Genomic DNA, 19,452 nt, shown 5'->3' with positions numbered 1-19,452 from the left:
CCGCTCACGAAGTGTTCCGGGGCGTGTCGGAACAGGGGCGGGTGGGGAGGGATTGCGGCAGGGAGCCGGGAGAAGGAAGCGGGCATGCGGGCACGGATTCTTGGGACGGGTGTCGCCGGTCTGGCCTTGGGCGCGCTGCTCGCGGGGTGCGACGGTGACGGCGACGGGGCCATGCAGTCGTCGCTTCCGCTGAAGTCGAGGCCCTCGGCCGCGTCGTCGGCGCCGGACGCTCCGAAGGACGGGACGAACCTGGCCGCCTGCCGGGAGGGGCGGTGCGAGGTCCGGGTTCGGGCCGGGGACCAGATCGAGCTGGCTGAGCGCTTCGAGGCGGGGCCGCTGGTCGTCACCGCCGTCGAGCCCGAGCACGTCTTGATGCGCTGGACGTACGAGGGCGGCGGCACGGGGGCGGGGGAGGCCGGTCCGAACGGCTCTGTCACGTTCGGGAGCGGCTCGAGGATGTTGACCATCCGGATCGAGCTGATCCGCTCGGACGCGGCGACCATCGGGCTCAGGCCGGGTGACTCGTCATGAGGCTTCTGGCCGGTGGGCCCAGGTGTGCAGGGTGACGGGCGTGCGGCCGGGCCGTTCGCGGGCGAGCGGGGCCTCGTCCGTGAGGTGGAAGCCGGTGGCCTGCGCGACGCGCTGGCTTCCGGTGTTGTCGGGGTCGATTCGCAGGATGATCCGTGCGGACGCGTCCTGGTTGCGGGCGTGTTCGGTCATGAGGCGGACGGCGCGGCTGGCGAGGCTTTGGCCTCGATGCTGCGGGCCGATGCCGTAGGCGAGTTCGAAGGCGGGGGTCGGCTCGTCGAGCCGGGGGATGAGCAGGACCTCGCCCAGGGGCGTCCGGCCGTCGGTGGTGACGGCCAGCTGGGTGACCCGGCCGCTCTCGCGGTTCGTCCGGCTCTTCTCCAGGTAGGCGCGCGCGGCGTCCAGGTCGAAGGGGGAAACGAGCGGCGTCCAGAGGGCGAAATCGGGGTTGTCGAACAGCTCGACCATGGTGTGCAGGTCGTCCTCGCACCACGGGCGCAACTGGAGTCCCAGGCCGGTGACCAGGGGAGAGGGGAGTGCTGCGTCGGAGGTCATCAACTGATCCTGGCAGTGCGGCGCGGGCGGGTGGGCGGCCGGGGGCCGTGAAGATCCGGAAAGGGATGATCACGAGGTGGGGGGTCGCCTACGATCCCGTGCATGTTCCCCCTCCCCATCGTGATGGTCAGCAGGCTTCCCTTCGACGGGCAGATCCAGGATTTCGACGTCGTCGTACGAGACGGCCGGACGTTGCTGGTCGGGACGCACGACCGGAGTCTCCGCGCCTTCAGCTGGGATGTGGCCGGTGACGCGTGGACGGAGCACGAGCTCGGCGACCCGTGGTTCGGGGAGGACGGCTACACCGAGCTGACGGCGCTCGCGGCGGCGGTGGTGGACGGCCGGGTCGTGATCGGCGGTGGTGGGCAGCACCAGGGGTTCGCGCAGTGGGACCTTGAGAGCGGTGCGGTCCGCATGTTCGCCGAGGACGGCGGCGTGGCCTCCGCGACCGCGGCCGTCCTCGGAGGCCGCACCTGGTTCGTGGTGGGGGTCTCGTCGGTTCCGCCCGTCCAACTGTGGGACCCGGCGGTGGCCGACCCGGGCGAGGACGATCCGGACGACACCCCCTCGCCCTACGACCATCTGATCGAGGTGGACGCGCTGGAGGCGTTCTCCTCCGCGTCCAGTGCCGTCGCGGCCGGAGCGCTGAAGGACCGGCCCATTCTGGTGGGGCCCGGCGGCGACGGACGCGTGTTCGTCTGGGACGTCGAGAACGACGCGCTGCTCCTCGAGGTCGACGAGATCGAGCTCGAACTGTCCGACTTCGCCCTGGTGGACGCCGGGGTGCCGCGCGTCGTGGCGTCCGGTGGGCGGACGCTCCTGGTCGGCGACCTCGCCACCGGAGAGTGGGAGGAGCCGATCGACGTCCTGTGCGACGCCGTGACCTGCCTGGACGCGACCGTGGTGGAGGGCGGCGCCGTCGCCGTCACCGGATCCAAGGACGGCACGATCTGCGCCTGGGACCTCGAGGCGCGCCGGCTCCTCGCCGAGCCGTTCCGCGGGGACCACGCCGTCACCGCCCTCCGGATCACCGAGCTGGACGGCCGCCAGGTCGTCATCAGCTCCGACAAGGACGGCGCCGTCCGCATCATGGACCTGACCCCTCGCCCCTGAACCCCCCAACGGCTGAGGGGTCAGTCTTCGGCGGTGTGGGGGTTGCCGCCGGCGAGGGTTTCGGTGAGGAGGGTCTCTTCGGAGGAGCCTCGGCGCCAGTAGCCCATGAACTCGACGGCGGTGCGGGGCATGCCGCGGTCGCGGACGAGGTGGCGGCGCATGGCGCGGACGGTGGCGGCCTCGCCCGCGAGCCAGGCGTAGTCGACGGCCGGGGCGTTCTGGACGGCGTCCGGCAGTGGTTCGTCGCGGTGCCGGACGAGCCAGGTGACGCCTTCGGGGAGGTCGTCCTGGCGGTCGTCGTCGTGGGCGATCTGGACGTAGACGTGCGCGGACGCGCCGGGCGGCAGGGACGCAAGGTTCGCGCCGATCGCGGGGAGGGCGGACTCGTCCCCGGCGATCAGGATCGTCCGGGCGGACGCGGGCGGGGCGAACTCGACGCCGCCGCTGCCCGGGGCGGTCGGGCCGAGGGCGAGGACGTGGTCGCCCGGGAGGGCGCGGGACGCCCAGCGGGACGCGGGGCCGAGGTCGCCGTGCAGGGCGAAGTCGACGTCCATCTCGCCGGGCCGCTGCGCGCGGACGGTGAAGGTGCGCATGACGGCGCGTTCGGCGGGGTCGAGGGCGCGCCAGGCGGCGAACCAGGCGTCGTCCGGGACGTCCGGCATGACGGGACGGTCCTGGTGGGGGTGCGGGAAGAACAGTTTGAAGCGCTGGTCGCGTCCGCCGGAGACGAAGCCGCCGGGGGCGGTGAAGGTGATCCGCAGCATGGTCGGGCCGAGGCGCGCGGTGCGGATCACCGACAGGTCGAAGAACCGGAACATCACGCCACCTTCTTCGCGTTCTTCACGATCTCGGCGAGCTTCTCGATGATCGGAGCGCAGCCCGCGTGGGAGAACCGCGGCTCCGGCTCCCAGCCGAACACCTGGTCCGCCCTCACCGCGGGCAGGTTCCCCCAGGACGGCTTGGATCCGAGGTCCTTCGGCTGGAGGGCCTGCGTGCGGGCGTCCAAGAGGATCACGTCGGCCCGGTGCTCGTCGGCGTTCTCCCAGCTCAGCGACTCGAAGTAGCCGGCCTGGTCGAGCTTGCCGGGAACGACGAGCTCGACGCCCTGCTCCTTGAAGAAGCGCAGGTCGGCGTTCTTCGCCGGAGAGGACACGTAGAACAGGTCGGGGCTCGCGGACGCCGCCATCACCTTCAGGCCCCTGTTCGCGGCGGCGGCCTCGCGCAGGGCGGTGACGGCCTTGTCGAAGCGGTCCCTGGCGGCGGTGTTGGCGGCGGACCTCAGGTCCGCGCCGAGGGAGACGGCGAGGGCGGCGTAGTGCTCGATCGGGGTGGTGAGCGTGGTGTCACCGGCGAGGACGCCGACGCTCGGGGCCAGCTTGAAGATCTTGTCCTTGCTCTCGGCCGGGACGTAGAAGAGGTTCGGCTTCACGAACATGTGGTCGACGAGCAGTTCGGGACGCAGCGCCGCGTACTTCTCGATGTTGAACTCGCCGTAGGCGTTGCCGATGATCTCGACCTTGCTGATGTCGACCTCGCCGACCTGCGGGTCGCGGCCGCCGTCCTTGAGCTTCGCCGGGCCGTACACGCCGACGATGCGGTCGCGGACGCCGTAGTCCCAGAGCGCGGCGGCGGCCCCGACGTAGGCGACGACGCGGCGCGGACGGGACGCCGCCTCCGCGGTCCGCCCCCGGTCGTCGGTGAAGGACCACGCTCCTCCGTCGTCGGACGCCTTCGCGGCGCCGTTCCCGTCCTTGCCGCAGGCGGCGAGGACGGCTCCGAGGGCGAGCGCGCCGCCGGCGCCCAGCAGGCCGCGCCGGGAGAGTCGGGAGGAGGCGAGGTTCGTCATCTGGTGCGTTCTCCGAGATCAGGGTGCGTGGACGCCCATCGGCCCGATAGGTGGAACTTAGGTTAACCTAACCTAAGTTTTTGTCCAGGCCCCCGAGGAGTCGCCCGTGACCTTCACCTTCGTGCGGCGGTTCGCCCTGGTCGCCGCCCTGCTGGCGGCGGTCGCCGCGCTCAGCCTGGCCGTCGGGGCGCGTCCGCTCGGACCGTCCGAGGTGTGGCGCGGCCTCACCGATCCGGGGGCGGAGGCGTACACGGTCGTCCATCAGATGCGGCTGCCGCGCACGCTCCTCGGGCTCGTCGCGGGCGCGGCGCTCGGCCTCGCGGGCGCGCTCATGCAGTCGCTCACCCGCAACCCGCTCGCCGATCCGGGACTGCTCGGCATCAACGTCGGGGCGGCCGCGGCCGTCGTCACGGGGATCGCGTTCCTCGGGGTCACGTCGTTCGCCGGATATGTGTGGTTCGCGTTCGCGGGGGCGGGGCTCGTCGCCGTCCTGCTCTACGGGATCGGCGGCGGACGCGGAGCGACCCCGGCGAGGCTCGCGCTCGCCGGTGCGGCCGTCAACGCGGCGCTGTACTCCTACGTCAGCGCCGTCGAGCTCCTCGACACCGCGTCCCTGGACCGCATGCGCTTCTGGACGGTCGGCAGCCTCGCGTCCGCGCAGACGTCGACCGTGCAGAAGGTCGCACCGTTCGTCCTGGTAGGTGTGGTGCTCGCGCTGGTTCTGGCACGTCCGCTGAACGCGCTCGCGATGGGGGACGACACGGCGCGGGCCCTCGGCGCGCGTCCCGCGCTGGTGCGCGGAGCCGGGATCGCCGCGGTCACGCTGCTGTGCGGCGCGGCGACGGCGGCGTGCGGGCCGATCGTGTTCCTCGGGCTGATGGTGCCGCATCTCGTCCGTGCCGTCACCGGCCCTGACCTGCGGCTTCTCCTTCCGTACAGTGCGCTCGCCGCTCCCGTGCTGATGCTCGTCGCCGACGTCCTCGGACGCGTCGTGGCGCGTCCGGGCGAGGTGCAGGTCGGCGTGCTGACCGTCGTCCTCGGCGGGCCGTTCTTCCTCTTCTTCGTCCGGCGGCGGAAGGTGGCGGCGCTGTGAGCCACATCAGGACGGGCGCGGTCTCGCTGCGCTTCAGCCCGCGTGCCGTGCTGGTCGCGGTCGTGTTCGCGGCGGTGGCCGTCGTCGTGAGCGTCGTCGCGATCGGCGGCGGCGACTACCCGATGGGCTTCGGCGAGGTCGTGCGGGCGCTGCTCGGACGCGGCGACGCGTCCACGGACTTCATCGTCAACGGGCTCCGGCTGCCGCGCGCCGCCACCGCGCTCGCCGTCGGCGCGGCGCTCGGGCTCGCGGGCGCGCTGTTCCAGTCGCTGTCGCGGAACCCGCTCGGCAGCCCTGACCTGCTCGGATTCACGCAGGGATCGGCGACGGGCGTGCTGGTCGCGACCGTCCTCGCGGGCGGGAGCGGCCTCGGCCTCGCAGTCGGCGCGGTGACCGGCGGTGTGCTGACCGGGGTGCTGATCGTCCTGCTCGTCGGACGGAACGGCGCGCACGGGCAGCGGCTCGTCCTCGTCGGCATCGGGGTCGCGGCCATCCTGACCGGCGTGAACGGCTACCTGCTGACGAAGGCGGAGATCACCGACGCCGCGCGCGCCGTCCTGTGGCTGACCGGCAGCCTGGACGGGCGCGACTGGACACAGGCCACGCCCCTGCTGGTCATGCTCGCCATCGCGGTCGTCGCCACCGCCTCGTGCGGGCGCGCGCTGCGGACGCTCGAACTCGGGGACGAGGCCGCGCGCGCTCTCGGCGCCCCCGTCGACCGGGTGCGTGGCGTGCTGCTCGCGGTCGCCGTCCTGCTCGCGTCGCTCGCCGCTGCCGCCGCCGGTCCGGTCTCGTTCGTCGCGCTCACCGCGCCGCAGCTCGCGCGCCACCTGACCCGCGCGCCCGGACCGAACGCGCTGCCCGCCGCCTGCCTCGGCGCGGCGCTCCTCGCCGCCGCCGACCTCGCCGGGCAGCGGCTCGTCCCCGGCCACCAGCTCCCCGTCGGCGTCGTCACCGGCCTCCTCGGCGGCGGCTACCTCATCTGGCTCCTCACCACCGAACGAAAGGCAGGACGCCTGTGAGCACCCCCGCCGCCGACTCCGCCTCGGCGCCCACCGCCCGGCTCGCCGCCTCCGGACTGACGCTCGCCTACGACCGGCGCGTCATCGCCCGCGACCTCGACGTCGCCGTGCCGGACCGCTCGTTCACCGTGGTCGTCGGGCCGAACGCGTGCGGGAAGTCCACGCTCCTGCGCGCGCTCGCGCGTGTGCTGCGCCCGGCCACGGGGACCGTGACCCTGGACGGCGAGCGGATCACGGCCTGGCCCGCCCGCAGACTTGCCCGGACGCTCGGCCTCCTCCCGCAGTCGTCCGTCGCGCCCGAGGGCATCACCGTCTCCGACCTCGTCGCGCGCGGCCGCTACCCGCACCAGGGGATCCTGCGCCAGTGGACGCGCGAGGACGAACGCGTCGTCGCCGAGTCCATGCGGGCCACAGGCGTGGAGGCGCTCGCGTCCAGGGGAGTGGACGAGCTGTCGGGCGGCCAGCGGCAGCGCGTCTGGATCGCGATGGCGCTCGCCCAGCAGACGTCCCTCCTGCTCCTGGACGAGCCGACCACGTTCCTCGACATCGCGCACCAGATCGAGGTGCTCGACCTGTGCGCGCGCCTGCACGCCGAGGGCCGCACGGTCGTGGCCGTCCTGCACGACCTGAACCAGGCCGCCCGCTACGCGACCCACCTCATCGCCATGCGGGACGGACGGATCGTCACCGAGGGCCCGCCCGCCGAGGTCGTCACCGCCGAGCGCGTCGCCGAGGTGTTCGGCCTGCGCTGCCGCGTCATCGAGGACCCGGAGACCGGAACGCCGCTGGTCGTCCCGGCCGCGCCCGCCGCCTCTGCGGTGTCCGCATCGTCCGGGGATGTCGCGAAGGTCACGTAGATCTGACCTGACCCGCTTCCAAAATGGTTGTACCGTCACAACGGTTATACGCCTACAACCATCTCCTGGGGGTTCCGGGTGCCGGAGACAGGCCGCCGGCGGCGGCTGCTCGTGCTGGCGATCTGCTGCATGAGCCTGCTCATCGTCAGCCTCGACAACACCGTCCTCAACGTCGCGATCCCGGCCATGCAGCGGGACCTCCACGCCTCGATGTCCGGCCTGCAGTGGACGATCGACGCCTACCTGATCGTGCTCGCCGGATTGATGATCACCTCCGGCTCCACCGCGGACCGGCTCGGCCGCCGCCGCGTGTTCCAGGTCGGGCTCGCGCTGTTCACCGTCGGCTCGCTGCTGTGCAGCCTCGCGCCGACCCTGGGCTGGCTGATCGCCGCGCGCGTGGTGCAGGCGGTCGGCGGGTCCATGCTCAACCCGGTCGCGATGTCGATCATCACCAACACCTTCACCGAGCCGCGCGAGCGGGCCCGCGCGATCGGCGTGTGGGGCGGCGTCGTCGGGATCAGCATGGCCGCCGGGCCGCTGGTCGGCGGCGTCCTGGTCGACTCGGTCGGCTGGCGCTCGATCTTCTGGCTGAACCTGCCGATCGGGATCGCCGCGCTCGTCCTCACCCAGGTGTTCGTGCCGGAGTCCCGCGCGCCGCGCCCGCGCCGCCCGGACCCGGTCGGGCAGCTCCTCATGATCGTGACGCTCGGCACGCTGACCTACGCGATCATCGAGGGCGCCGCGCTCGGCTGGACGTCCGGGATCGTGATCGGCTGCGCGGCGGTCGCCGCCGTCGCGCTCGTCCTGTTCGTCCTGCACGCGCTGCGCGCGGCCGAGCCGCTGATCGACGTCCGGTTCTTCCGCAGCCTGCCGTTCTCCGGCGCGACCCTCATCGCGATCAGCGCGTTCGCCGCGCTGTCGGGGTTCCTCTTCCTCAACTCCATCTACCTGCAGAGCGTCCGGGGGCTGAGCGCGCTGCACGCCGGGCTCTACCTGCTGCCGATGGCCGCGGTCACCGGCGTGGTCGCGCCGCTGTCCGGGCGGCTCACCGGATCCCGCGGGCCGCGCCTGCCGCTCCAGCTCGCCGGGGTGACGATGCTGGCCAGCGCGCTGCTGTTCGCCGCGTTCGACGGCGAGACCCACGACGGCACCCTGTTCGCCGCCTACGCGCTGTTCGGCTTCGGGTTCGGCATGGTGAACTCGCCGATCACCAACACCGCCGTCTCCGGCATGCCGCGCGCCCAGGCCGGGGTCGCCGCCGCCGTCGCGTCCACCAGCCGCCAGATCGGGCAGGCCCTCGGCGTCGCCGTCTTCGGCGCGGTCGTCGGCGTCGCCGCCACCGGCGGCGGCGAGGGGCACCGGAGCGGGGGCGGACGCGCGGTCGTCGCGAGCGCGACGTTCGTGGACGCGGCGCGACCCGCCTACTGGATCATGGCGGGATGCGCGGTCGCCGTCCTGGTCCTCGGTACCATCACCACCGGACGCCGCGCCGTCCGAACCGCCGAGCGGGCCGCGGCCCTCGCCGCGACCGACACGCCCAGGAGCCCGGTGACCAGCACATGACCGACGACCCGTCCGTCCCGGACGCCGCCCGGACCGGCAAGCAGGCCGATGAGGCCGATCCGGTGCGGATCACCTGGAAGAAGATGCACGAGCTGCTCGTCATGCACGGCGACCGGCGGCGCCGGGCGACCGAGGCGCTCGGCATGAGCTTCTTCCGCATCAAGGCGCTGCGCCGCGTCGTGCGCGGGCCGGTCGCCCTGCGCGACCTGGCGAGCGAGTTGCTCACCGACCGCCCCTACACGACGCTCGTGGTGGACGACCTGACCGAGCGCGGCCTCGTCGAACGCATCCCGAACCCGTCGGACCGGCGGTCCAAGCTCGTCCGGGCGACCGAGGCGGGCCTGGCGGCCGCCGCCGAGGCCGAGCACATCCTCGGCACCCCGCCCGCCGCGATGTACGACCTCCCGCCGGACGACCTCGCCGCGCTCGACCGGATCATCGGACGCATCCTCGCCGAACCCGGCGGCGGGCACGAGCCTCCGTCGCCGCCCTCACCCGGCTGGTCCGCCGAGTTCTGAGACCGCGTCCTGGGGCCGTGTTCCGAAACCGCGGCCTGAGACCGCGTCCGGGGCGCTCGTTCTGGGGCCGCGTTCTGAGATCGGGCGGCGACCGTCGCGAAGCCGCGCCGGTGAAGCCGCGCAGGTCAGGACGGGCGGTTGTGGCCGGCGTCGGCGTCCATGCGGGCCCAGCCGGCCTCCCACAGGGCGTAGCGGTGGCGGTCGCAGCGACGGCGGACGGCCAGGTAGAGCCCGAGGAGCGGCAGGGCGGCGGCCAGCCCCGCGCCGGTCGCGGCGTAGGCGGCGTCGGTGACCGTCCGGCCGTGCGGACGCGGCGGTGTCGTGGACGTGCCCCGCGGATCGACCCAGATCGTGTGCCGCGACCCGGGCTTGGCGTTCTTCCAGCTGGTCAGGATGCCCGTGCGGGTGCTGCCGTCCGGCGCCGTCCAGTGCGCGCGCAGCGTCTCGTGGACGTACCGGTCGCCCGACGCGCCCACGCCGATCGCCTCCGCCGTCGCGACCGTCCGGACGCGGACGGAGCGCTCGGCGCTCTCGGCCCTCATCCCGGACCGGTACGACCAGCGCGCGCACGACAGCGCCGCCAGCGGGACGGCGATCAGCGCCAGCCCGAGCAGCACGAACGCGATGGCGCGCTGGACACGGTCGACCGGACGGCGCAGATCACTGCGCGCCAGGCCCGCCCTCCGCGCGCACCGGCGCATCCGCGCACCGGCCGCCTGCCTCGCGTCACCGTCCGTGGCGGCGTGCCGCCGCGCCCCGGAACGGAACCAGCTCATCGTCGTCACCTCCCCGGGAGATCCCGGCAAGAGGCCCTTGGCCATCCTTTGCCAGGATATTCCGGAGTGCGGTCGCGGGCACAGTGTCAAAACGTTTTCGGGAGGTCCGTTAGGGCCACGACGTCCCCTCCGGCCCAGCCTGCGCCCGTTCCCCAGCGGGCCGGGGCGCTGTTGATCCATTTCGACTTCGTCGGGTTACGGCCTGTCCGGATCGGGTCATGTCAGGCCGAGCAGCTCGGCGACCCCGGCGTCGAGCCCGGACATGTGCTGCACCGTCGCCTCACAGTGTTGTGCCGCCAGGGGTGCGTTCGAGGCTTCCCCCGAACACCGCGTCCAGTCTCAGGCGGCGGCGGTGCGGGGACGGCGGCGGGACCGCGAAGGGGCGGCACGGGGCTCGGTGTGCTCGCGGACGAACGCGCCCACCTCGTGCAACGCGGCCAGGCCCTCCGGGACGAGGTCGGCGAACACCTGGAACACGTGGACCTGGTTCTCCCAGACCTGGAGGCGGCACGGGACGCCGGCGGCCGTGAGGCGCTCGGCCATCAGTTCGGAGTCCGGGAAGAGCATCTCGCTGGAGCTGACCTGGATCAGCGTGGGCGGCAGGCCGCCGAGCTCGCCGTTCACCGGGGACACGGCGGGGTCGAGCGGACCGGCGGTCTCGGTGAGCAGCGACGCGAGGCGGCGCACCCGGCGCGCGGGGAGGTAGGCGTCCAGCTGGGCGTTGGCGTGCTCGAGCTTCGCGGTGTCGTCCAGGTCGGTGAGCGGCGCGAGCGCGACGAGCGCGGCCGGACGCGGCAGGCCGTCCGCCATCGCGCGCAGCGTCGCCGCGAACGTGAGGAACCCGCCCGCCGAGTCGCCCGCGATGACGATCCGCTCGGCCGGATACCCCTGGTCGAGCAGCCACCGGTAGGCCGTCACCGCGTCCCCGATCGACACGGCGAGCGGCGCGTCCGGGAGCTGGCGGTAGGCGACGGACAGGACGGGCGCGCCGGCCGCCGCGGCGATGCGCGCGATCATCCGGCGGTGCGTGCGCAGCCCGCACGAGAAGAAGCCGCCGCCGTGGAAGTAGAGGACCGCACGGTCGGACGGGGCGTGCGGCGCGCGCACCCACTCGCCGTGGAACTCGCCGAACGACACGGGCTCGACGTCCGCCCAGCGCGGCGTCGGCAGGGCCAGCGGCGCGGCCAGGTCGATCGCGACCGCCGGACGCAGCCCGTGCAGGGACAGCGGCCACACCGACAGCAGCGGGCCGACCGTCAGCCGCAGCCCGCGCGCCGTCAGCCGCGACCGCACGGTCGTGCCGGGCCGGGACTCCACGAGAGGGTCCATCACGTCTCCCCACGGTGCGCGGTCGCGGTCGCCCTGTGCCCGGACGGCCGGCGGGGACGCCGTCGTGACCAAGCGGTCACTCGGGCGACCTGGCGTCAACCTCGCACCGCGACGATCACCATGTCAAGGGATCGGACGCGATGAACGTGACGTTCGGCGGCGCCTTGTCACATGACTACGGAATTCGACGCACGCGACTGTGTTCCAGTTCACATCGATCCGCCGCGCGGGTTCTCGTGTGGGCTCACTCGGCTTCGGACGGGGCCCCGTCGGCTTCGCGTGCCGGGCGGACGGCGAGGGCGACGATCGCGCCGAGCAGGCACAGTCCGGCCGTGATCCAGAAGATCTCCGTGTACTCGGTGTGCAGGGCGTCCTTCAGCGCGACCTTGTACGCCTCGAACTTCTTCGTGAAGCCCTCGTCGAACGGCAGCGGCATCTCCAGATGCGCGGTCAGCACCCCGAACCGGTAGAAACCCCACCCGGACAGCGCGGCGATGCCGAGCAGCATCCCCATCATCCGCGCCACGACCACGGCCGCCGACGCCACACCGTGCCGCGCCGCCGGGACGAACCGGAGCACCGCCGACGACACCGGCGCGATCACCAGGCCGAGGCCCAGCCCGGTCACGACCAGGTCGACGTCCACGCGGGGGAGGGGGCCGTACGACGCGTCCGCTGCGTTCGTCGGCCAGGTCGCGACCAGCGCGAACCCGAGCGCCGCGACCAGCATCCCGGCGACCATCGGCCGGCGTTCGCCGAACCGGTGGGCGAGCCATCCGCCGCCCACGGCCGCGATCGGCAGCGCCACCAGGAAACGCGTCAGCAGCAGTGCGCCGCCGACGTCGTCCTTGCCGAGGAGCGTGCGCGCCACCAGGACGACGTCCACGAGCGTCACCATCAGCGCGGCCCCGGACAGCAGGCTCACGCCCAGCGTCGCCAGCAGCGGCCCGCGCCGGACCCCGGACAGGTCGAACAGCCGCGTCCGCGCCCTGATCTCCCACAGGACGAACACGACCAGCGCCACCAGCCCCGCCGGAAGCAGCGCCCACCCCCACGGAGGCAGGGCCGACTTCTGCGGATCCGGGTTGTACAGGCCCACGACCAGTAGCCCGAGCCCGAGCGCCATCAGGACGCCGCCCACCACGTCGACGCCCTGCGCCCGCTCGCGCGGCCGCCCGCCGGGCACCGAGAAGTGCACCGCGACCATCGCCACCAGGGTCAGCGGCACGTTGATCCAGAAGATCGCCCGCCACCCCAGCGCCGCCGCGATCCCCACCCCGTACAACGGCCCGAGGACGCTCCCGAGTTCCTGCGCCGCCCCGACCGCGCCGAGCACGACCGACCGGTTCCGCTCCGGCCACAGGTCCCCGGCGAGCGCCATCGTCACCGGCAGCAGCGCGCCGCCCGCGACACCCTGGACGACCCGTCCGGACGTCAGAGCCCAGACCGCGTCCGTGCCCTCCAGATGCGCCGGCCACTTCCCGGCGACGGCCGTCACCAGCGAACCGACCGCGAACAGCGCCAGGCACACCTGCAGGACGGCCCGCCGTCCGAACCGGTCCGACAGCTGCCCGAGCAGCGGCATCGCCGCCACGTACCCGAGCAGGAACCCGGTGATCACCGGGGTGATCCGCTCCAGCCGGTTCACCGGAACGCCCAGGTCGTTCACGATCGTCACCAGCACGGTGGAGATCACATAGGCGTCCAGCGAGGCCAGCAGCACCACCGTCGCGCCGACCCCGATCGCGGTGCGGCGGCGGCCGTCCGCGCGCACCGGGGCCTCGGCCGTCACGGTCACTTCGGCGCGCTGATCTTGTACGGCTGGTCGTACTCGGTGAAGTCGATCGTCGCCGAGCCGCCCTTGGGCATGGTCCCCTTCACCCGGACGAGCCGGTGCGAGGCCTTGTCGATCCACAGCTGCCCGGCCAGGTCACCGTCGACCCCGGGCACGATCTTCGCGATGGACGCGTTGGACAGCGTCCCGCCGACGCGGTAGCAGTCCTTGCCGTCGACCTTCTCCTCGGCCTGCGCCTTCGGGTCCGTGATCGAGGTCAGCATCTTCGCCACGCCCCGGTCCGGATCGAGGACGGCGGAGGTGTCGTACATCGTCCCCGCGAGGACCTTCGGCACCTTCCGCCAGTCCTTGCCGGTCACGCCCTTGATGTACACCGAGTCGCCGACCGCGACCAGTTGCATCTCCCCGGTCGACCCCGACTTGGACAGCTGGACCGTGCCCTGACCGTCCCCGTTCTTCAGCAGCTTCAGGTCGCCGCCGTGGATCAGGAGCCCCGGATCGCCCGCGGTCCGCAGCGTCACCGCGACGCTGGTCACCTTCCCCATGGCGTCCGCCGACTGCTTCACCACCTGCCCGGCGTCGAAATTCGCGCTGGCCTCCTTGGAGCCGCCACCACCCTTGCAGCCCCCCACCACGAGCAGGGCCAACACCACGACCACGAACCGCCGAACAACCTTGGACATAGCCCGGACCCTACCGACCGTCACCGGGCCCGTCACTCAGCACCAGGTATGATTCGCCCCCACCCGTGAGAACTACAGTGGCCCCCGCCACGTCCCCCCGCTAAGATGACCCCCGGCACGCCCCCAGAGAAACCACCATCACGGGGGTCGCTCAAGGGGCGGTAGCTCAGCCGGTCAGAGCAGGGGACTCATAATCCCTGGGTCGCGGGTTCGAGTCCCGCCCGCCCTACAATCCACCCTGTCGGCGCGCCCACGCGAGAACGCGCCGCCCCCCGATCCCCGCCCTGGGACCCTCCTCAGCGGAGCTTCAAGATCTTGATCAGCCTTGCGCCGGGTGAGGCGGGCGCCCCACGGTGACCGGCCGGGAGGGCCGGTCCGGGGCGCCCGTCTCCTCGCCGGGTCAGGGCGTGAGGTTCTCGACCGAGGTCAGGCGGCCGTCCGCGAGGGTGAGGCGCCGGGCGACCTTGATCCGCTCGAGGAAGCGCTGGTCGTGGCTGATCACGATGAACGCGCCCTCGTAGGCGTTCAGGGCGTTCTCGAGCTGGCCGACGCTCACGAGGTCGAGGTTGTTGGTCGGCTCGTCCAGCAGCAGGAGGTGCGGGGCGGGCTCGGCGTACAGGACGCACGCGAGGGTCGCCCGGAGGCGCTCGCCGCCCGACAGCACGCGCACCGGCAGGTGGATGCGCTGCCCCCGGAACAGGAACCGCGCCAGGATGTTGAGGCGCTGCGCGTCGGACAGGGACGGCGCGGTCGCCGCGAAGTTCTCCGCGATCGTCCGGTCGTCGTCGAGCAGGTCCAGGCGCTGGGAGAGGTAGGCCACGCGTCCGTCCGCGCGCCGGACGGTCCCGGAGTCGGGTTCGAGGTCGCCGTGGACGAGCCGCAGCAGCGTCGACTTGCCGACGCCGTTCGCCCCGGACAGCGCGATGCGCTCCGGGCCGCGGATCGCCAGGTCGGCGCCGTCGCCGGCGAAGATGTCCGTGTCGCCGAGGCGCTTGCGCAGGTTCTCGCCGACGAACAGGGTGCGTCCGGACGGGACGCGGGTGCCGGGCAGCTCCAGCGCGATGCTCTGGTCGTTCCGGACGGCCCGCGCGGCCTCGTCCGCGCGCTCCTTCGCGTCGCCGACCCGGGACGCGTGCATCGTCTGGGCGCTGCCCGCGGCCTTCTCGGCGCTGCGCTTCATGTTCCCCGCGAACAGCTTGGGAAGCCCGGCGTCCTTGAGGTTCTTCGCGGCGTTGCTGGCGCGGCGTTCGGCGCGCTCGCGGGCCTGCTGCATCTCGCGCTTCTCGCGCTTGAGCTCCTGCTCGGCGTTGCGCAGGTTGCGCTCGGCCGCCTCGCGCTCGGTCGCGACGGCCTCCTCGTAGGCGGTGTAGTTGCCGCCGTAGAAGCGGACCTCGCCGTCCGACAGCTCGGCGATGCGCTCCATGCGGTCCAGCAGCTCGCGGTCGTGGCTGACGACCAGGACGCAGCCGCGCCAGCCTTCGAGCAGGTCGTACAGCTTGCGGCGGGCGTCGACGTCCAGGTTGTTGGTCGGCTCGTCCAGCAGCAGGACGTCGGGACGCTTCAGCAGGAGCGCGGCGAGGCCGAGCGACACGATCTGGCCGCCGCTGAGCCGGTCGAGCGGGTCGCGCAGGGACATGTGGCCGAGGCCGAGCCGCTCCAGCTCGGCGCGGGCGCGGTCCTCGATGTCCCAGTCGTCGCCGATGGCGGTGAAATGGCGCTCGTCGGTGTCGCCGGACTCGATGGCGTCCAGCGCGGTGATGACCTCGGCGATCCCGAGGACGTCGGCGACCGTGCGGCCGGCGGTCAGCGGGAGGTCCTGGGGCAGGTAGCCGAGGACGCCCTCGACCGTGACGGACCCGGCGGTCGGGGTGAGGGCGCCGCTGATCAGGCGCAGCAGCGTGCTCTTGCCCGCGCCGTTGGGCGCGACGAGGCCGACGCGCCCGGCGTCGACGCTGAAGGTGAGGTTCTGGAAGACCGGGACGTCGTCGGGCCAGGTGAAGGACAGGCCGGACACGATGATGGGAGATACGGACATGCGTGAGTCCTTGGGAGAACACCCGCGCAGCACGGAACGGCTGGAACACGGGAAAGGTGAACAGGGACGACGCTGAGCCGGTCGCGGATCAGAGATTGATCAGAACGCGCCCGGACGCCCGGGCATCTCAGCTCGAGATGTCGTCGTCACTCACCATGTCGGGAACTCCTCCAGAAGGACGGACCGCACGCCGGCACGATCATCGTGCCGCTGGTCCGTACCGATACTAACGGACGGTCCGGTCGACGCATTCCCGGACGGCGGGGCCGAGGGGGCGGATGCGGTCCAGATCACCTCGGAATTCTCGAAACGGCGCAGGTTCGTCCAGGATGGAACCCGTTGCGGCGAAGGGAGCGGATGGGGTGGTGGAAGCCACGAAGCCGATGATCGGCCGGGAGGACGAGCAGGCGCGGCTGTCGGAGTTCGTCATGTCCGGCGGCGGGCGGGCGCTCGTCCTCAGGGGCGAGGCGGGCGTGGGCAAGAGCGCCCTGCTCGACCACGCGGCCGACCTCGCCGCCCTGGACGGCCACCTGGTGATCCGCGCGACCGGCGTCGAGGCCGAGTCCGAGCTGCCCTACGCCGGGCTGCACCAGCTGCTCTATCTACTGCTGCCCGAGGTGGACGGCCTGGACGACGGCACGCGCGCCGTGTTCGACGCCGTCTTCGGGCAGGCCCGGAGCGCGCCGCCGTCCGTGATGACGCTCGGCATCGCGGTCCTGAGCCTGCTGTCGGCGGTGGCCGCGAAGCAGCCGCTGCTGCTCGTCCTGGACGACGGCCAGTGGCTGGACGACCCGAGCGCCGACGTCTGCGGGTTCGTGGGACGCCGCCTCACCGCGTGCCCCGTGAAACTGCTGGTGGGCGTCCGGGCGGACGCGGCGTCCAGGTTCGACACCGCCGCGCTGCCCGAGGCGCAGGTCGGGACCCTCGCGGACGAGGCCTCGGAGCGCCTCCTCGACGAGCGGCACCCGGGCCTGCCCGAGCGGTTCCGCCGGGTCGTCCTCGACCAGGCCCGGGGGAACCCGCTCGCCCTGCTGGAGCTGCCCTCGCACGTCGCCACGATCAGTCCGGAGGACGGGTTCGGCGTCCCGCTGCCGAGGCGGCTGCAGAGCCTTTACGGCGCGCGCATCGCCGCGCTTGGCGACGAGGTCCGCGCCGAGCTGCTGAAAGGCGCGCTCGACGGGGTCGGGGCGCGGGCGGGCGAGGCCGCGGCGTCCGGCGGCCCGCGCTACCGGATGCGCGACGTCGACCAGGCCGTGGACGTCGGCCTGCTCGAGGTCGACCCGGCGACCGGCGACTTCACCTTCCGGCATCCGCTGGTGCGGTCGAGCGTCGTCCAGATGGCCACACCCAACCAGCGGCGCGCCGCGCACGCCGCGCTCGCGGAGGTGCACCGCGCGAACCTCGACCGGCGGGCGGCGCACCTGGCGGCGGCCACCGTCGACCCCGACGAGGACGTCGCGGCGGTGCTGGAGTCGGCCGCCGAGTCCGCGACCCGGCGCGGCGGCGCGATCGCGGCCGTGACGTGGCTGACCCGCGCCGCCGAGCTGAGCGAGAACCACGCGAACCGGTCCCGGCGGCTCGCCGACGCCGCGTTCATCGCCGGGCACGCCGCGCGGCTCGGCCAGGCCCGGCGGCTCGTGCTGTCCGATCCCGCGCCGGGGTCCGCCCAGTCCCCGGCGTCCGTCCTGGCGTCGGCGTACCAGGCGCTCTACCTGGACGGCGACGTGCGGTCCAGCCACCGGCAGCTCACGGCGGCGATCGAGGGCCTGCGCGACGACTGGACGGGTCTTCCCGAGGAGGTGCGCGCCCGCCTGGTCGACCACCTGCTCGGGACCAGCCACTATGCCGGGGACCGTGAGCTGTGGGAACGCACCCGGGCGCTCCTCGACTCGCTGGACGACCCGGTGTCCGGGCGGGCGCGGATGCTCGCCGACACCTACGGCGACGTCGTCCGGCATGGCGAGGGCTGGCGCGGGCCGGTCGAGGAGGCAGCCGCGGGTCTCGCGGAGCTGGAGCCGTGGGAGGTCACGCGGCTGGCCGTCGCGGCGTACCACCTCGACGTCCTGAGCGAGTACCGGGCGCATCTCCAGCGCGTGGTCGACCGTGAGCTGGAGACCGGCGCGGTCGCCAGCGGCATGGTCATGCTGCTGCTGATCGCGTTCGACCAGATGTCGGCCGGGGAGTGGGACGACGCCGAACGGACCGCGCAGCGCGCCCTGGACCTCGCGTCCGAGCACGGCTACGAGCTGTTCGTCCACCAGGGGCGCGCCTGCCTGGCCCTGCTCGCGGCGATGCGCGGCCAGACGGGCCGGGCCCGCGACCAGCAGGCGATGCTCGACGCCTGGGCGCGTCCGCGCGGGGTCGGCCTGCTGACCCGGATGGCGGACGCGGCGGGCGCGGTCACCGCGCTGAGCTCCGGCGACTACGAGGCCGCCTACCTCTACTCCATCGGCGTCACCCCGCCGGGGACGTTCGTCCCGTACGCGCAGCAGGCGTCGCGGTCGCTGCTCGACCTCGTCGAGGCCGCCCTGCACACCGGCCGCACGGAGGAGGCCCGGCGGCACGCGCTCGCCGCCCGCGACGCCCGCCTTCCGGGCATCTCGCCGCGCCTCGCCCTGATCACCTACGGCGCGCTCGGGATGACCGCCGAGGACGACGCGGAGGCGGAGGAGATGTTCGCGCGCGCCGAGGCCCTGCCCGCGGCCGGACGGTTCCCGTTCGAGTTGGCGCGGATACGGCTGGCGCACGGGTTCCGGGTCCGGCACGTCCGGGGCCGGGCGGCGGCCGGGCCGCTGCTGACCCGCGCGGTCGACGCGTTCGAGCTGCTCGGCGCGGTGAAGTGGGCGGAGCGGGCGCGCGCCGAACTGCGCGCCACGGGCGTCCCGCCGCGCGCCTCGACGCTGAACCTGGCCTCGCTGACCTGGCAGGAGCGCCGCATCGCCGACCTCGCCGCGAGCGGCCTCACCAACAAGGAGATCGGCGAGCGGACGCACCTGTCGCCGCGCACGGTCGGCTCGCACCTGTACCGGATCTTCCCGAAGCTCGGCATCACCACGCGCGCCGCGCTCCGCGACGCCCTGAGCAGGGCGGGCGAGACGGACGGGACGACCGAGACGGGCTGACGGGCTGACGGTCAGTCGCGGGTCCGGGGGCCCAGGCCCTGGTCGGCGAGCCAGCCGAGGACGTGGTCGGCGACCGCGCGCCCGCCCGAGTCGATCACCAGCGAGTGGCCCCGGTCGGCGAACTGCTTCAGGTCGGTCACCGCGGTGGAGTCGCCGTACAGCTTGTAGACCGACCGGGTCACCTCGTCCGCGACCATCCGGTCCTCCTGGCCGGAGACGAGCAGGAGCGGGCCGCGGTCGGCGTTGGACGTGTCGACGGACGCCGACGCGCAGGCCGTGCCGTCGACCTCGTCGGCGCCGGGGAAGTCGAAGCCGAGCTCGACCAGCAGTCGTGCCGGGGCCTGGACGACGTGGCGGTCGTAGAGGCTCGCGGCCTCGTCCCGGCCGACGGTGTTGGCGTAGACGTGCTGGAAGTGCGGCGGCAGCAGCGGCACGACGCCGTACCGGTCGGCCGGGTCGCCGGACATCATCGGCCACAGCCGGGTCTGGGACGCGGGCAGGGCGACGCCGTCCACGGGCAGGGGCGCGATCGCCACGGCCGCCCGTCCGAGGCCCTTCCCGAGGAGGTGCTGCGCGATGAGCCCGCCGACCGAGTGCCCGATCAGGACCGGCGGCAC

Annotated in this window: 17 protein-coding genes and 1 tRNA gene; 9 read left to right on the top strand and 9 right to left on the bottom strand. The window is 73.3% G+C overall.

Annotated features, from left to right (window positions below; all coding sequences use genetic code 11):
* The first annotated feature begins 84 nt into the window (after positions 1-84).
* Positions 85-531: a hypothetical protein gene (locus tag AB0L06_RS15040; RefSeq protein ID WP_500231559.1), complete on the top strand. Its 447-nt coding sequence runs from the start codon at positions 85-87 to the stop codon at positions 529-531.
* Here the strand turns inward: AB0L06_RS15040 and AB0L06_RS15035 are convergent.
* Complete coding sequence (locus tag AB0L06_RS15035; RefSeq protein ID WP_500231558.1) at positions 526-1,083, bottom strand: GNAT family N-acetyltransferase; 558 nt, start codon at positions 1,081-1,083, stop codon at positions 526-528. The genes AB0L06_RS15040 and AB0L06_RS15035 overlap by 6 nt on opposite strands.
* Positions 1,084-1,185: 102 nt before the next feature.
* Here AB0L06_RS15035 and AB0L06_RS15030 point away from each other — a divergent pair, with 102 nt between their 5' ends.
* The gene (locus AB0L06_RS15030) at positions 1,186-2,196 is read left to right on the top strand and encodes a WD40 repeat domain-containing protein (protein ID WP_500231557.1); all 1,011 of its coding nucleotides are present in this window, start codon (positions 1,186-1,188) and stop codon (positions 2,194-2,196) included.
* Positions 2,197-2,216: 20 nt separating this feature from the next.
* On the opposite strand, the gene AB0L06_RS15025 is transcribed toward AB0L06_RS15030, so the two are convergent.
* Positions 2,217-3,014 (bottom strand): siderophore-interacting protein, encoded by a 798-nt coding sequence (locus tag AB0L06_RS15025; protein WP_500231556.1) that lies wholly within the window; start codon positions 3,012-3,014, stop codon positions 2,217-2,219.
* The gene (locus AB0L06_RS15020) at positions 3,014-4,042 is read right to left on the bottom strand and encodes an ABC transporter substrate-binding protein (protein ID WP_500231555.1); all 1,029 of its coding nucleotides are present in this window, start codon (positions 4,040-4,042) and stop codon (positions 3,014-3,016) included. The genes AB0L06_RS15025 and AB0L06_RS15020 overlap by 1 nt, the downstream gene beginning before the upstream one ends.
* Positions 4,043-4,148: 106 nt before the next feature.
* Between AB0L06_RS15020 and AB0L06_RS15015 the strand changes: the two genes are divergently transcribed.
* The 5 genes from AB0L06_RS15015 (at position 4,149) to AB0L06_RS14995 (ending at position 9,095) form a co-directional block, all read left to right on the top strand.
* Positions 4,149-5,135, top strand: coding sequence for a FecCD family ABC transporter permease (locus AB0L06_RS15015; protein WP_500231554.1), 987 nt, complete (start codon positions 4,149-4,151; stop codon positions 5,133-5,135).
* Positions 5,132-6,157, top strand: a complete 1,026-nt coding sequence (locus tag AB0L06_RS15010; RefSeq protein ID WP_500231553.1) for a FecCD family ABC transporter permease — start codon at positions 5,132-5,134, stop codon at positions 6,155-6,157. Before AB0L06_RS15015 ends, AB0L06_RS15010 begins: the two co-directional genes overlap by 4 nt.
* On the top strand, positions 6,154-7,014 hold the full coding sequence (locus AB0L06_RS15005; RefSeq protein WP_500231552.1) for an ABC transporter ATP-binding protein: 861 nt from the start codon (positions 6,154-6,156) through the stop codon (positions 7,012-7,014). The genes AB0L06_RS15010 and AB0L06_RS15005 overlap by 4 nt, the downstream gene beginning before the upstream one ends.
* A gap of 78 nt (positions 7,015-7,092) precedes the next feature.
* The gene (locus AB0L06_RS15000; protein WP_500231551.1) at positions 7,093-8,577 is read left to right on the top strand and encodes an MFS transporter; all 1,485 of its coding nucleotides are present in this window, start codon (positions 7,093-7,095) and stop codon (positions 8,575-8,577) included.
* Positions 8,574-9,095: a MarR family winged helix-turn-helix transcriptional regulator gene (locus AB0L06_RS14995; RefSeq protein ID WP_500231550.1), complete on the top strand. Its 522-nt coding sequence runs from the start codon at positions 8,574-8,576 to the stop codon at positions 9,093-9,095. The genes AB0L06_RS15000 and AB0L06_RS14995 overlap by 4 nt, the downstream gene beginning before the upstream one ends.
* Before the next feature lie 125 nt (positions 9,096-9,220).
* Here AB0L06_RS14995 and AB0L06_RS14990 read toward each other — a convergent pair whose 3' ends face one another.
* The 4 genes from AB0L06_RS14990 to AB0L06_RS14975 all read right to left on the bottom strand — a co-directional run bounded on the left by AB0L06_RS14990 (position 9,221) and on the right by AB0L06_RS14975 (position 13,678).
* The gene (locus AB0L06_RS14990) at positions 9,221-9,871 is read right to left on the bottom strand and encodes an Rv1733c family protein (RefSeq protein ID WP_500231549.1); all 651 of its coding nucleotides are present in this window, start codon (positions 9,869-9,871) and stop codon (positions 9,221-9,223) included.
* 339 nt (positions 9,872-10,210) lie between these two features.
* Positions 10,211-11,200, bottom strand: a complete 990-nt coding sequence (locus AB0L06_RS14985; protein WP_500231548.1) for an alpha/beta hydrolase — start codon at positions 11,198-11,200, stop codon at positions 10,211-10,213.
* 244 nt (positions 11,201-11,444) lie between these two features.
* Positions 11,445-12,998: an MFS transporter gene (locus AB0L06_RS14980; protein ID WP_500231547.1), complete on the bottom strand. Its 1,554-nt coding sequence runs from the start codon at positions 12,996-12,998 to the stop codon at positions 11,445-11,447.
* Complete coding sequence (locus tag AB0L06_RS14975) at positions 12,995-13,678, bottom strand: LppX_LprAFG lipoprotein (RefSeq protein WP_500231546.1); 684 nt, start codon at positions 13,676-13,678, stop codon at positions 12,995-12,997. The genes AB0L06_RS14980 and AB0L06_RS14975 overlap by 4 nt, the downstream gene beginning before the upstream one ends.
* A 155-nt stretch (positions 13,679-13,833) precedes the next feature.
* Here AB0L06_RS14975 and AB0L06_RS14970 point away from each other — a divergent pair.
* Positions 13,834-13,907, top strand: a tRNA-Ile gene (locus tag AB0L06_RS14970).
* Between the two features lie 171 nt (positions 13,908-14,078).
* Here the strand turns inward: AB0L06_RS14970 and abc-f are convergent.
* Positions 14,079-15,713 (bottom strand): ribosomal protection-like ABC-F family protein, encoded by a 1,635-nt coding sequence (gene abc-f / locus AB0L06_RS14965; RefSeq protein ID WP_500231545.1) that lies wholly within the window; start codon positions 15,711-15,713, stop codon positions 14,079-14,081.
* Positions 15,714-16,075: 362 nt separating this feature from the next.
* Between abc-f and AB0L06_RS14960 the strand changes: the two genes are divergently transcribed.
* Positions 16,076-18,835, top strand: coding sequence for a helix-turn-helix transcriptional regulator (locus AB0L06_RS14960; RefSeq protein WP_500231544.1), 2,760 nt, complete (start codon positions 16,076-16,078; stop codon positions 18,833-18,835).
* Positions 18,836-18,846: 11 nt separating this feature from the next.
* Here AB0L06_RS14960 and AB0L06_RS14955 read toward each other — a convergent pair whose 3' ends face one another.
* Positions 18,847-19,452, bottom strand: a complete 606-nt coding sequence (locus tag AB0L06_RS14955; RefSeq protein WP_500231543.1) for an alpha/beta fold hydrolase — start codon at positions 19,450-19,452, stop codon at positions 18,847-18,849.

Origin of the sequence: Spirillospora sp. NPDC052269, from assembly GCF_040679435.1 — a bacterium.
Lineage (GTDB): Bacteria > Actinomycetota > Actinomycetes > Streptosporangiales > Streptosporangiaceae > Spirillospora.
The sequence above is the reverse complement of the archived record's forward strand: the minus strand, read 5'-3'. Positions and strand labels throughout refer to the sequence as shown.

Bases quoted from the DNA above. Each gene is read 5' to 3' on its own strand.
- AB0L06_RS15040 (WP_500231559.1), top strand. From the start codon at position 85: ATGCGGGCACGGATTCTTGGGACGGGTGTCGCCGGTCTGGCCTTGGGC.
- AB0L06_RS15035 (WP_500231558.1), bottom strand. From the start codon at position 1,083: ATGACCTCCGACGCAGCACTCCCCTCTCCCCTGGTCACCGGCCTGGGA.
- AB0L06_RS15030 (WP_500231557.1), top strand. From the start codon at position 1,186: ATGTTCCCCCTCCCCATCGTGATGGTCAGCAGGCTTCCCTTCGACGGG.
- AB0L06_RS15025 (WP_500231556.1), bottom strand. From the start codon at position 3,014: ATGTTCCGGTTCTTCGACCTGTCGGTGATCCGCACCGCGCGCCTCGGC.
- AB0L06_RS15020 (WP_500231555.1), bottom strand. From the start codon at position 4,042: ATGACGAACCTCGCCTCCTCCCGACTCTCCCGGCGCGGCCTGCTGGGC.
- AB0L06_RS14995 (WP_500231550.1), top strand. From the start codon at position 8,574: ATGACCGACGACCCGTCCGTCCCGGACGCCGCCCGGACCGGCAAGCAG.
- AB0L06_RS14990 (WP_500231549.1), bottom strand. From the start codon at position 9,871: ATGAGCTGGTTCCGTTCCGGGGCGCGGCGGCACGCCGCCACGGACGGT.
- AB0L06_RS14985 (WP_500231548.1), bottom strand. From the start codon at position 11,200: ATGGACCCTCTCGTGGAGTCCCGGCCCGGCACGACCGTGCGGTCGCGG.
- AB0L06_RS14975 (WP_500231546.1), bottom strand. From the start codon at position 13,678: ATGTCCAAGGTTGTTCGGCGGTTCGTGGTCGTGGTGTTGGCCCTGCTC.
- abc-f (WP_500231545.1), bottom strand. From the start codon at position 15,713: ATGTCCGTATCTCCCATCATCGTGTCCGGCCTGTCCTTCACCTGGCCC.